Raw genomic sequence first — 12,634 nt, 5'->3', positions numbered from 1 at the left:
ATGACCAGCATCAACATCCGCAACCGAGCTCGGCTCGGAACGGCGCTCGCCGCCCTGGCCCTTGGCCTCGGCAGTGTCACCGCCGCTGCCCCGGCCAACGCCGGCCCGGTCGCCGCAAGGCCGTCGGAAACGCTCAACCTGAGCCAGGGCACCGGGACGCTCGTCCGGCTGTCGTCGCCGATGACCGATGTGTTCGTTGCCAACGACCAGATCGCCGATGTCCAGGTTCGCTCTTCGACCCAGCTCTACGTGTTCGGCAAGCGCAGTGGTGAAACCACCATCTACGCCACGACCGCAGGCGGCAAGGTGGCTTATGCCGCCAATGTCCGGGTCGGCAGCAACACCGGATCGCTCGACGAAATGATGCGCCTGGCGATGCCCGACGCGGCCATCCAGGTGACCCCGATGAACAACCTCGTGTTGCTTACCGGCACGGTCGGCAACCCCAATGACGTGGAGGAGGCCCAGCGCCTCGTCCAGGCCTATGTCGGGACCGGCACGCAGGTCGTCAGCCGCTTGCGCTCGGCCACCCCGCTGCAGGTTTCGCTGCGGGTCCGTATTGCGGAAGTAAACCGCAGTTTGGTCAAGCAGATCGGCGTCAATTTGCTGAGCCGTGATGGCACCAGTGGCAATCAGTTCGGGATCGGCCAGGGTTCGGCCGGAACGTTCGGATCGGCTGCCAGTGGCACGTCGGCAGCGGTGCCCAAGTCGTTCAACATCGCGGCCACCGGCACGACGCTCGGTTTCGCCGGGAAGCTGCTTGGTCTCGACATCTTGTCGACCCTCGACCTGGCGGAAACCGATGGTTTGGTCACCACGCTCGCTGAGCCGACGCTGACCGCTTTGTCAGGTGAAACCGCAAGCTTCCTCGCCGGTGGCGAATTCCCGGTGCCGATCTCGCAGAGCCTCGGTTCGATCACCATCGAATATAAGCAATATGGTGTCGGCCTGGCCTTCACCCCGTTCGTCCTCGCCGACGGCCGCATTTCGATGCGCGTTCGCCCCGAAGTCAGCGAATTGTCGAACGAAGGCACCATCCGCCTCAACGGTTTCAACGTCCCGGCGCTCACCACGCGCCGCGCCGAGACCACCGTCGAGCTGGGTTCGGGCCAGTCGTTCATGATCGCCGGTTTGCTCCGCAACGCCAACACCAATGACGTCAGCAAGGCGCCGTTCCTCGGGGACATCCCGATCCTCGGTGCCTTGTTCCGGTCGACCAAATATCGTCGCTCGGAGACCGAATTGGTGATCATCGTCACGCCTTATCTGGTGCGCCCGGTGTCGGGTCAGCTGGCCACCCCGGTCGATGGCTATCGCGCCCCGACCGACGGTGAACGCGTGTTCCTCAACAAGACCTACAGCGGGACTTCGGCCCGTCCGGTCGCAGCTGCCCCTGGCGCTGCCCCGGCCGCGCCCGGGTTCAAGATGTAATCGCCAGGAAAAGGATCGTATGATGCGCACCAAATTGATGATCGCGCTGCTGGCGACGGCCCTGTCGGGTCCCGCATTGGCCGGCGGCAAAGACAATCCCTCGCGCGGGCTTGAATCGGTCAATGTGCCGGTGGTGACCAGGTCGGACTATGCGTTCGACGCCGCCGCCCCCGATGGATCGCTTCCGCCGGCCGAGCAATATCGCCTCGATGCGTGGTTTGCCGGGCTCAACCTTGGCTATGGCGACCGGATCTACGTCGAAGGCGCGTATGCCGACGCCGCCCGGTCGGACGTTGCCCGGCTTGCCGGTCGCTATGGCCTGCTGGTCAGCAGCGGTGCCCCGGTCAGCGCTGGCGTGGTTTCCCCCGGCGGGGTTCGCGTCGTCGTCAGCCGGACCCGCGCGAGCGTTCCCAACTGCCCCAATTGGCGGGAAAAATCGCAGCCCAATTTCGCCAACCACAGCATGTCGAATTACGGCTGCGGCGTGAACAGCAACATGGCCGCGATGATCGCCGATCCGAACGACTTTGTGTGGGGCCGCGAAGGCACGGGGATCGGCGATGCCGAAACGTCGAGCCGCGCCATCCGCTCCTATCGCAACGCCAAGCCGACCGGTGAAAACGGCCTGCTCGAAATCAATACCAAGAAGGATAGTAAGTGATGAATGCTCCCTTCCAGGCACGCGCCGGTCTTCGCGATCCGTTCACGGCCTTCGTCTGCGACGATGCCACTGCGGACATGCTTCGCCCGGTCGCCGTCGAGCACGGCTGGTCGCCCGAAAAGGTCAACAAGGGTGGATTGCGCAATGCAGTCCAGTCGCTGTCGGTCTCGGCCAGCCCGAACATCCTGTTCGTCGACTTGTCCGAAAGCGCCGATCCGCTCAATGACATCAACGCGCTGGCCGAAGTATGCGAGCCGGGGACGATCGTCATCGCCGCCGGCCAGGTCAACGATGTCCGACTGTATCGCGACCTCGTCGCCAGCGGGATCCACGATTATCTGCTCAAGCCGTTCACGGTCGATCAGCTGCGCGACACCTTTGCGCATGCCCAGTCGATCCTGTCCGGCCCGCGCGGCGAGGCCCAAGCCGACAAGCCGCACGTCATGACCGCCGTGATCGGCGTGCGCGGCGGGGTCGGTGCCTCGACGCTCGCGACCAGCCTCGCCTGGTTGCTCGGTGCCAAGGCCGAACGCTCGACCGCCTTGCTCGACCTCGACGTCCATTTCGGGACCGGCGCCCTCGCGCTCGACCTCGAGCCGGGCCGCGGCCTGACCGACGCGATCGAGAACCCAAGCCGGATCGACGGTCTATTCATCGAACGCGCGATGGTTCGCGCCAATGACAAACTGAGCGTGCTGTCGGCCGAAGCGCCGATCAACACGCCGCTGCTGACCGACGGCAGCGCCTTCTTCCAATTGCAGGAAGAAATGCGCAACGCCTTCGAATCGACGGTGCTTGATCTGCCGCGCCACATGCTGATCCAATATCCGCATCTGGTGCATGACGCGCATGTTGCGGTGGTGGTCAGTGAACTGACGCTGGCCGCGACCCGCGACACGATCCGAATCCTCGCCTGGCTCAAGGCCAATGCGCCCCAGACCAAGGTGATCGTGGTGACCAACCGCATACCCTCGGGCGGCGCGCTGGAAATCAGCAAGAAGGATTTCGAACAGTCAATCGAACGGCCCATCGACATCGTCTTTCCCGACGATGGCAAGATCGCGGCACAGGCCGCCAAGCTGGGCAAGCCGATGGCCGAAGTCGCGTCGGGCAAGATGGCGGCGCCGTTCGCAACCTTGTCGAACATGGTGCTCAGCCACGCCAGCGAAGAAGGTGCGACCGAGGGGGGAGCGATGGCTCCCAAAAACCTGGTCAACAGCCTGAAGTCGATGCTGTCGAAGCCCAAGGCGGCGTAACGAACCAACCCGGCGGGCGGGCCTGAACGGCCCTCCTCCGGTCAAATATTGGACGGACCGACGATGCTTGTCACGATCATCATTGCAGTGGGTGTGCTCGGCTTCCTGGCACTCGGCTATATGGCGCTTAGCGGCCCGTCGGCTTCGAAAGCGGTCAAGCGCCGCCTGGAAATGCTCAAGGAACGCCATGGCGATACCATGGCGGCCAATGCGCAGGCCCAGATCCGCAAGTTGCTGGCCGCGCGCAATACCAAGATCGACGGCATCATGGCGACCCTGGTCCCCAAACCGGCCTTGCTCCGCAAGCGGCTCGATCAGACCGGCCGCAAGGTCACGATTGGTAAATATGCGACGATCTCGCTGGGCATCACGATCGGCGTGATGGCGCTGATGATGATGAAAGGCATGCCGTTCCTGTTCGCGCTCATGTTCGGGCTGTTCGTCGGCCTGGGCCTGCCGCATTTCGTGGTCGGCAAGATGATCCTCAAGCGGCTCAAGAAGTTCAACGCCAACTTCCCCGACGCGATCGAGCTGATGGTCCGCGGGCTTCGTTCGGGGCTTCCGATCACTGAAACGCTTGGCATCGTGTCGTCCGAAGTCCCGGGCCCGGTGGGGGATGAATTCCGCGCCGTCGCCGACCGCATGAAGATCGGCCGGACGATGGACGCCGCGCTGCAGGAGACCGCCGACCGGCTGGGCACTGCCGAATTCCAATTCTTCGTCATCACGCTGGCAATCCAGCGCGAGACCGGCGGTAATTTGGCCGAGACGCTGTCGAACCTCGCCGACGTGCTTCGCAAGCGCACCCAGATGCGGCTCAAGATCCGTGCGATGAGTTCCGAATCCAAGGCTTCGGCGATCATCGTCGGCTCGCTGCCGTTCATCGTGTTCACGCTCGTGTACATGATCAACCCGACCTACATGGCCAACTTCTTCATCGATCAGCGACTGATCGTTGCCGGGATCGGCGGGCTGCTGTGGATGGGACTTGGCGTCTTCATCATGGCCAAGATGGTCAACTTCGAGATTTAGGGATCAGACGATGCAAGCAGGCCCCACCATTCTCGGCGTTGACGTCATCTGGGTTGCGACCATGCTTAGTGCGGTCGCCGCGATGGCTGTGCTGACCGCGATTTACGCAGCGACCACGGTCAAGGATCCGATGGCGCGCCGCGTGAAGGCACTCAACGAACGTCGCGAGCAATTGAAGGCGGGCATCGTTGCCTCGACCAACAAGCGCAAGAAGCTGACCAACAAGAACCAAGCGGCCGACAAGGTGCGCGGGGTCCTGTCCAGCTTCAAGATGCTTCAGGACGATCAGATCAAGAAGACCCAGATGCGCCTGCTCCAGGCCGGCATCCGGGCCAAGGATCTGGCCTATTTCATCATTCTCGCCAAGTTCGTTATGCCACTCGTGATTGGCGGCGGCGTGATCCTCGCGCTCTACGTGTTTGACGTCGAGCCCGATTGGGGTGCGTTCAAGCGCTATGCGGCGACGGCAGTCGCGCTGATCGGTTCGTACAAGGCGCCAGATCTGTGGCTCGGCAACAAGGTCAAAAAGCGCAGCCATGCGATCCGCAAGGGATTGCCCGACGCGCTTGATTTGCTCGTTATCTGCGCCGAGGCCGGTCTCACCGTCGACGCCGCCTTTGGCCGCGTCGCCAAGGAATTGGGCAAGGCTTATCCCGAGCTGGGCGATGAATTCGGGCTCACCGCGATCGAGCTCGGCTTCTTGAACGAGCGTCGCCATGCGTTTGAAAACTTCGCCACCCGGGTCGATCTCGATGCGGTTCGCGGCGTCGTCACGACCATGATCCAGACCGAAAAATACGGTACGCCATTGGCATCGGCACTGCGCGTCCTGTCGGCGGAATTCCGCAACGAGCGGATGATGCGCGCCGAAGAAAAGGCGGCCCGCCTGCCGGCGATCATGACCGTGCCGTTGATCCTGTTCATCCTTCCGACCCTGTTCGTCGTGATCCTTGGGCCGGCGGCCTGTTCGATCAGCGACAACTTCCTCACGACTTAAGCGCCACCGCGCTTGGGGGGAACAAGCCGCCGTCGCTCCAACCGGAGCGGCGGCGGTTTGCGTTTGGGAACGCGATGGCGCACCCAATGGTTGTTCGTGCGAAACGAGAGTTCAGGGAGGCTCAAATGCTCAACTTCGACCCCAACCAGGTGGTAATCTACGCGCTGGTCTTCGTCCTCGGCCTGTTGGTCGGCGGGTTCCTGTTCACCGGCGGCGGCCGCAAGTGGAAGGCCCGCTACACCGCCGAAGTCGATCGCCGCAAGGAACTCGAGGCACGCCATGTCGCAGCCGAAAAGGATTGGCGCGAGCAGGAAAGCCTCCACGCCGCCGCCCTTCGGGATCGCCCCGTGGTCGCCCCCGTCCCGGCCCCCGTCGCGCCAGTCGCCGCCCCCGTTGCAGCGGCAGCCGCCGTGCCGGTGATTGACCGTGAAGTGACCAGCGATCGCAGCAATGAACCCTTGCTGGCGACCAAGAAGCCATCGGGCGTCCTCGACCGGATGCTTGGTCGCGACAAGGATGGTGACGGCATCAACGACAGCGAAGACGACCACGTCGACCGCGATGGCGACGGCGTCGACGACCGCAAAGAAGTCTAACTAGCCCTCGATCTTCGAGAAATCCGCGACGGCGTGAACGGCGTCGCGGAACCGCGCGAGCAGAGACAGCCGCCGCGCGCGGATTGCGGGGTCGGGATCATTGACGATCACCGACGCAAAGAATGCATCAATCGGCGCGCGGAGCGAAGCCAATGCGGACATTGCGGCGGTGAAGTCTTCAGCGGCGATGGCAGCGGTCGCGGTCGGCTCGGCATTGTCGAGCGCAGCGGCAAGCGCGGCCTCGTATGGCAGCACATTGGTGGTCGAAGCAGCGGCAGAATCCCACTGCTCCTTCTTCAAGATATTCGTCGTCCTCTTGTACCCGGCGAGTAGGTTTTTGCCTTCGACGGTCTCGACGAATGCCTGAAGCGCGGCAGCACGGCTAGCAACCCGGTCAAGGCGCACGTCACCGCGTGAATTCCACTCCCTGGAAGCGGAGATGAAGTCGTGACGAATGCCCATTTCTTTTTGTTGAACCGTCAATCTGTCCAACAAAAATTCGCTGACGACTGTAAGCAAGTTCCTCCGATCTCTTGCTCGGTCGTCGAGGATTTGGGACGGGTCGGATTGGCCAAGCCAAAACTCGATCGGGAAATCGGTTTGCACGACCAACTCGTTATCAAGAATCAAGGAAATGGCGCCGATCGCGGCCCGCCGGAGGGCGAAAGGATCTTTTGAACCTGTCGGATAAAGCTTGATGTCGAAAAACGAGAGAAGCGTATCCAACTTATCCGCCAGACTCACTGCCACCGTAACCGGCGCGGTCGGGACTTCATCGCCCTGCCCGACCGGCTTGTAATGATCGCAGACCGCGTCGGCGACGGCGTCATTTTCGCCTTGGGCGCGGGCGAGGTAGCCGCCGATCACGCCCTGCAATTCGGGGAATTCGCCGACCATCCCGGTGACGAGATCAGCCTTGCACAACTCAGCCGCGCGGCGCGCATCGGCTGTTGACGCACCCTTGACGATGCCTTCGGTAACCAGCCACTCGGCCAGTTTCGCCACTCGTTCGACCTTGTCTGCAACCGTCCCGAGCTTCTCGTGAAACACGATGTCTTTGAGCCTCTCCGCTTGCACGTCGAGCTTCACGTCGAGGTCGTTCTTCCAGAAAAAGCGCGCATCGCTCAGCCGCGCGGCAAGTACCCGCTCATTGCCCGCGATGATCGCCGCGCCGCCGTCATTCGCATCGATATTCGCCACGCAGACGAAGCTCGGCGCGAGCCTCCCCTCCCCATCTCGCATCACGAAATATTTCTGGTTGGTGCGCGCTGTCAGCTGGATGACTTCGGGCGGAACGTCGAGATAATCGGCGTCGAACCCGCCGCGCAATGGCACCGGCCATTCGGTCAGCCCGGCATTCTCGACCACCAGCCCCTCATCCTCGACCAGGTTGAACCCCGCGCCTTCCGCCGCCGCCAATGCGCCCTTGCGGACGATGTCCTCGCGCTCGGCGTGATCTACCAGCACATGGCAGGCGCGCAGTTTCGCAACATAATCATGCGCCCCGCCGATCGTGATCGGGCCGGGGTGATGGAAACGGTGGCCGAGGGTGGAAGCGCCGCATGGCACGCCCTCGATCGCCACCGGCACGATCGTCTCGCCAAGCAACGCCACGATCGAGTGCAACGGCCGCACCCAGCGCATCGTCGCGCTGCTCGCCGACGCCGCGCCCCAGCGCATCGACTTGGGCCACGCGAAATCGCGGACGATGGCCGCGACCGTCTCGGCCAGCACCTCCGCCGTGGCGCGCCCCGGCTTGTCGATCACCGCGAACCAAACCCCATCGCGATCCTGCAATTGATCCTGCGTCAGCCCGGTCTTGCGCAAAAACCCCTCGAGCGCTTGCGGTGGCGCGGCGGTCTTCGGCCCCTTCACTTCCTCGCTCACCGGCTCGGTCGCGGCGGGCAGATCGCGCGCGATCAGCGCCAGCCGACGCGGGGTGGAGTAAGTCGTGATCCCGTTATGCTTGAGCCCCGCTGCTGCGAGCGACTCGGCCATCATCCGCGCCAGATCATTGCGCGCCTTGGCCTGCATCCGCGCCGGAATTTCTTCGGAGAGAAGCTCGAGCAAGAAGTCGGTGGGAGCGCTCACGCCGCATACCCCTTATGATCCATCCACGCGGCGCAGGCGCCCTTCGCCAGGTCGCGCACCCGGCCGATATACGCCTGCCGCTCGGCGACCGAGATCACTCCCCGCGCCTGCAGCGTGTTGAAGATGTGGCTGGCCTTGATCGCCTGCTCATAGGCCGCGATCGGGACCCCGGCCTTCAGGCTATTCTCCGCCTCCGCCGCAGCCATCTTGAACGCCTCGAACAACGCCGCCGTATCGGCCACTTCGAAATGCCATTTCGACATCTGCTGCTCATTGTCGAGGAACACGTCGCCATAGCTCACGCCGGCATTGTTGAACTTCAGGTCGAACACATTGTCGACGCCCTGGATGTACATCGCCAGCCGCTCGAGCCCGTAGGTCAATTCCCCCGCGACCGGCTTGCAATCATAGCCTCCAACTTGCTGGAAGTAAGTGAATTGGGTCACTTCCATCCCGTCGCACCACACTTCCCACCCCAGGCCCCACGCGCCCAGGGTTGGGCTTTCCCAATCATCCTCGACAAAGCGAATGTCATGCTTGAGCGGATCGATCCCGATCGCGTCGAGGCTCCCGAGATACAGCTGCTGGAGGTCGGGCGGGCTCGGCTTCAGCATCACCTGATATTGATAATAAGCGCCGAGGCGATTGGGGTTCTCGCCATAGCGGCCATCGGTCGGGCGGCGGCACGGCTGGACATAGGCACAGTTCCACGGATCGGGCCCGAGCGCACGCAGCACCGTCGCCGGATGAAACGTCCCCGCCCCCATCTCCAGATCATACGGCTGCAGGATAACGCAATCGCGATCCCCCCAATAGCGGTGGAGGGTAAGGATCAAATCCTGGAAGGAAAGCGCGTCTGCCACGCCTAACGCCCTAGAGTGCGGCGCTCGAAGGGGTCAAGCCACGCGGATCGATGTAAGGTCTTGTTGACATCGCCCCGCCACTCGCTATGTAAGGTTTGACTGACATTTGGTAAGGCTTGGCTGACAGTTGGAAAATCGCCTGAGAATATTGCGCGCCGAACGCGGTTGGAGCCAGGCGGAGCTGGCCGGGCATCTCGACGTGTCGCGCCAGGCGGTCAACGCGATCGAAACCGGCAAATATGATCCGTCGCTGCCGCTCGCCTTCAAGGTCGCACGATTATTCGAACAGTCGATCGAGCAGATTTTTCTGGATGGAGTGGAGTGATGAACGTGCGCGCCAATGACGGCTGGGCCGATCGCCTGGGATCGACAACCCGTGTCACATTAATCGTGCTGGCCTCGATCTTTGGCCTGTTCGCGCTCGGGATGATTGCGGGTTTCAGCTATGCGGTCGTCGAAGATGGCCGGCTGCCGACCAAGCCAATCGCCTACATCATCTTCGCCGCCATGATCGGTCTGGTCGCGGTCGTCGGCTGGGTCCTGGCCACGCTCATTCGCTCGCTCAAGCCCCAGACGATGAGCGGTTTCGATCGCCGTTACTGGAAGATGTGGGCAGTGGTTGCCGCGCTCGGCATGCCGGTCGGAATCGGGCTGGCGATGCTCGGGCTGAGCGACCAGGGCGACGGATTTTCGCTGGTGCTGAGCAACTCGCCGATCGCCCCGTTGACCGCGATTGTCGCGTCGCTGCTACTCGGCATCCTGCTGGTCATTTCGGCGATTATTTATCACCGCACCATCGATGACCATGAGGAGCGGGCCTATCTGTGGGGCTCGACCGTCGCATTTTACTTCCTGGCCCTCGTCTTTCCGCTGCACTGGCTACTTCAGCGCGGCGGCCTGATCCCCGCGCTGACCATTGGCATCGCGCTACTGCTCATCCTGTTTTCCTGCATCATCCAGGCGATCGTCTGGGCCTTGTTCAAGTTCCGTTGATCTTTCCCACCCTAGGAGTGTCTAATGCGTAAAATCCTCACCCGCACCGTCGCCGTCTTTGCCGCCGCTTCGGCCGCCTTGACCCCGCTCGCCGCCAAGGCACCGGCCGCCAAGCCGGCGCTGTGGAAGGTGGCCGACAAGGACACCACCATCTATCTGTTCGGCACCATCCATTTGTTGCCCAAGGGCACCGAATGGCGCACCGCCAAGTTCAATCAGGCGGCGGCAAGCTCCTCCACCCTGGTGGTTGAAACAATCATCGACGAAGCCAATCCGGCAGCTGCGATCGGGGCGATGATGAAGCTTGCGGTCAGCCCCAATCTGCCCCCGATCCTCGACCGCGTGACGCCCGACAAGCGGCCCGCGCTGGCAGCGATGATCGCGCGCTCGGGGATGCCCGCCGGGGTGCTCGACAAGCTCGAGACCTGGGCTGGCGGGATGATCCTGCTTGGCGTGACCTTCAAGGATCTCGGGCTGGAACCCAGCTCGGGCGTCGAAACCGCGCTGCGCAGCGAATTTAAGACTGCCGCCAAGTCGATCGACCAGCTTGAAACCAATGCTGAGCAATTCGGCTTCTTCGATACCCTGCCCGAGGCGGCGCAGCGCAAGTTCCTCGAAAGTGTGACCGACGATCCCGCCAAAGGCCGCGCCATGTTCACCGAGATGCTCAGTGTCTGGACCCGCGGCGACGTCAAGGCGATGGGCGACAGCTTCAACCGCGAGCTGAAGGATTCGCCCGAGCTTCGCGAAAATCTGCTGCGCAAGCGCAACGCCAATTGGAATGGCTGGGTCCAGCGCCGGATGCTGCAACCTGGCACGGTGTTCGTGGCGGTTGGCGCCGGACATTTGGCGGGCAGCGATTCGGTCATCAGCATGCTCGAACGGAGCGGCTACAAGGTAAAGCGCGTCCAATAAGTGAAATAATCAACGAAACTGTTGATTTGTGGTCACAACTTAACCGTTTCTCAAGTTGACTGGGCGACCTTGTGTGAACAGATTGTCGATGCACTAACCCGGGGGGGTCAACGTGCCGAAACGACTTTGTTCGCCAAGGGCGCCCGGCGTCCGATCCACGACTGGCCTCTCGATTGCGGCGCTGCTGCTGTGTGCGATGGTCGTTGCAGTGCCGCTCGCCGCCCGCCCCTCGCTTGCCGTCAAACCCGCCGCGCAGCGCGCGGTCCAGCCCGCCTTGTGGGTGCTCAGCGACCGTGACACGACCATCTATCTGTTCGGCACTTTCCACGCGCTCGACGATCGCACCGACTGGTTCGGGCGCGATGTCCGTGCCGCATTCGAAGGCTCGGATCAGTTGATGCTCGAGACATTGGTCCCGACCGACCCGATCGAGCTCACCAACGCACTCGCGCGCCATTCGCTGATTGCGCCAATGGTGGTCGGCCAGCCGGTAGTCAGCGGCGCCGCTGCGCCGGCCCGGATCATAGCGGCCGGTCGCACCGCCGGAATGACCGTCGAGCGCGGCGCCGATATGATGCTGCGCCAGTATGCGAGCGCCGGAGGCAAGCCGGTCGGCGGGCTGGAAAGCTTTGATTTTCAACTGACGATGCTGACCGGCCTGCCCGCAGCCGAGCGACTCGCTGGCCCCCAGCCTGACCCGCGCCATATGCTGCTCGCACTGCGAACCGCGTGGCGCGCGGGCGATGCCACCACCTTCGCCACCATGCTGACCACGCTCGAAGCCCAGTCCCCCGCCGCCTACCAACGCCTGTTCGTCGACCGCAACAATCAATGGGCCAGCTGGATCGCGCGGCGGATGCAGCAGCCGGGAACGGTGTTCGTCGCGGTCGGGACCGGCCATTTGATTGGCCGCGACAGTGTCCAGCAGCAGCTCAGCCTTCGCGGCTATCGCGCCACGCGCATCAACTAGCCGCCCAAAACTTGCCAGTCGCGGCCGCTTTGCCTATAGGCGCGCGCTTGCTCACCCATGGTCATCCCTGGAGGCGTGGCGGAGCAATTACCAAAGGAATGCTACAATGAGCGAACAGCTGACGCTGCCCGCCGAGCAACGCGAACGGAATGGCAAGGGAGCCTCCCGTGAACTGCGTCGCACTGGACGGGTGCCCGCCGTAATCTACGGCGACAAGAACACCCCACTTTCGGTCCACGTCGATGAAAAGAGCCTCGCAAAGATGCTCTCGACCGGCCACTTCATGAACACGATCGTGATGATCGACGCCGGTGGCAAAAGCCACCGCACGCTGCCGAAGGACGTTCAGTTTCACCCGGTATCGAGCCGTCCGATCCACGTCGATTTCCTGCGCATCGGCGAGCATAGCACGGTCACCGTCGCTATTCCGGTTCGCTTCGACAATGAAGAAGCTTCGCCGGGCCTCAAGCGTGGCGGCGTGCTCAACGTTGTCCAGCATGAGATCGAGCTGGTCTGCGACGCGGCCGAGATTCCCGATGAGCTGCATATCGACCTGACCGGGCTCGACATTGGCGATTCGATCCACATCAGCAACGTCACTTTGCCCAAGGGCGCCAAGGCGGCGATCGACGATCGCGATTTCACGATCGCAACTTTGGTCGCCCCGTCGGCGATGAAGTCCGAAGAGGGCGACACCGCGACCGACGCCGGCGACGTCCCGACTGTCGGCGAAGAGGGCGAAGCCGAAGGCGGCGACGCTGCCGAGGGTGGCAACGAAGGCTAAGCCTTCGCTCCCACTTCGCACAAAACATCAGCGCCCATCCTGCTT

At 62.9% G+C, this 12,634-nt stretch carries 13 protein-coding genes; 11 read left to right on the top strand and 2 right to left on the bottom strand.

From position 1 onward, the window contains the following. The 6 genes from RMN73_RS02845 (at position 1) to RMN73_RS02820 (ending at position 5,973) form a co-directional block, all read left to right on the top strand. Entirely contained in the window at positions 1-1,431 is a 1,431-nt protein-coding gene (locus tag RMN73_RS02845) for a type II and III secretion system protein family protein (RefSeq protein WP_309601806.1), read from the top strand. Between the two features lie 22 nt (positions 1,432-1,453). Beyond that, positions 1,454-2,092: a CpaD family pilus assembly lipoprotein gene (locus RMN73_RS02840; RefSeq protein ID WP_309601805.1), complete on the top strand. Its 639-nt coding sequence runs from the start codon at positions 1,454-1,456 to the stop codon at positions 2,090-2,092. Then, complete coding sequence (locus RMN73_RS02835) at positions 2,092-3,348, top strand: pilus assembly protein CpaE (protein ID WP_309601804.1); 1,257 nt, start codon at positions 2,092-2,094, stop codon at positions 3,346-3,348. The genes RMN73_RS02840 and RMN73_RS02835 overlap by 1 nt, the downstream gene beginning before the upstream one ends. A 63-nt stretch (positions 3,349-3,411) precedes the next feature. After that, on the top strand, positions 3,412-4,380 hold the full coding sequence (locus RMN73_RS02830) for a type II secretion system F family protein (RefSeq protein ID WP_309601803.1): 969 nt from the start codon (positions 3,412-3,414) through the stop codon (positions 4,378-4,380). Positions 4,381-4,390: 10 nt separating this feature from the next. After that, positions 4,391-5,377, top strand: a complete 987-nt coding sequence (locus RMN73_RS02825) for a type II secretion system F family protein (RefSeq protein ID WP_309601802.1) — start codon at positions 4,391-4,393, stop codon at positions 5,375-5,377. Positions 5,378-5,502: 125 nt separating this feature from the next. After that, a complete protein-coding gene (locus tag RMN73_RS02820; protein ID WP_309601801.1) occupies positions 5,503-5,973 on the top strand; it encodes a hypothetical protein in 471 nt (156 codons plus the stop codon). Here RMN73_RS02820 and glyS read toward each other — a convergent pair whose 3' ends face one another. After that, positions 5,974-8,064 (bottom strand): glycine--tRNA ligase subunit beta, encoded by a 2,091-nt coding sequence (gene glyS / locus RMN73_RS02815; RefSeq protein ID WP_309601800.1) that lies wholly within the window; start codon positions 8,062-8,064, stop codon positions 5,974-5,976. Next, positions 8,061-8,927, bottom strand: a complete 867-nt coding sequence (locus tag RMN73_RS02810) for a glycine--tRNA ligase subunit alpha (protein WP_309601799.1) — start codon at positions 8,925-8,927, stop codon at positions 8,061-8,063. The genes glyS and RMN73_RS02810 overlap by 4 nt, the downstream gene beginning before the upstream one ends. 127 nt (positions 8,928-9,054) lie before the next feature. On the opposite strand from RMN73_RS02810, the gene RMN73_RS02805 reads away from it, so the two are divergent. The 5 genes from RMN73_RS02805 (at position 9,055) to RMN73_RS02785 (ending at position 12,589) form a co-directional block, all read left to right on the top strand. Then, positions 9,055-9,252, top strand: coding sequence for a helix-turn-helix transcriptional regulator (locus RMN73_RS02805; RefSeq protein ID WP_309601798.1), 198 nt, complete (start codon positions 9,055-9,057; stop codon positions 9,250-9,252). Further along, positions 9,252-9,920 (top strand): hypothetical protein, encoded by a 669-nt coding sequence (locus tag RMN73_RS02800; protein WP_309601797.1) that lies wholly within the window; start codon positions 9,252-9,254, stop codon positions 9,918-9,920. The genes RMN73_RS02805 and RMN73_RS02800 overlap by 1 nt, the downstream gene beginning before the upstream one ends. A gap of 24 nt (positions 9,921-9,944) precedes the next feature. Continuing rightward, positions 9,945-10,835, top strand: coding sequence for a TraB/GumN family protein (locus RMN73_RS02795; RefSeq protein ID WP_309601796.1), 891 nt, complete (start codon positions 9,945-9,947; stop codon positions 10,833-10,835). Between the two features lie 208 nt (positions 10,836-11,043). Beyond that, complete coding sequence (locus tag RMN73_RS02790; RefSeq protein WP_309601795.1) at positions 11,044-11,805, top strand: TraB/GumN family protein; 762 nt, start codon at positions 11,044-11,046, stop codon at positions 11,803-11,805. A 106-nt stretch (positions 11,806-11,911) separates the two neighbouring features. After that, positions 11,912-12,589 carry a 50S ribosomal protein L25/general stress protein Ctc gene (locus RMN73_RS02785; RefSeq protein ID WP_309601794.1) on the top strand — a complete coding sequence of 226 codons (678 nt, stop codon included), beginning with the start codon at positions 11,912-11,914 and terminating at the stop codon, positions 12,587-12,589. Positions 12,590-12,634: the final 45 nt, after the last annotated feature.

It is taken from the genome of Sphingomonas sp., from assembly GCF_031372575.1.
Taxonomy (GTDB): Bacteria; Pseudomonadota; Alphaproteobacteria; order Sphingomonadales; family Sphingomonadaceae; genus Sphingomicrobium.
The sequence above is the reverse complement of the archived record's forward strand: the minus strand, read 5'-3'. Positions and strand labels throughout refer to the sequence as shown.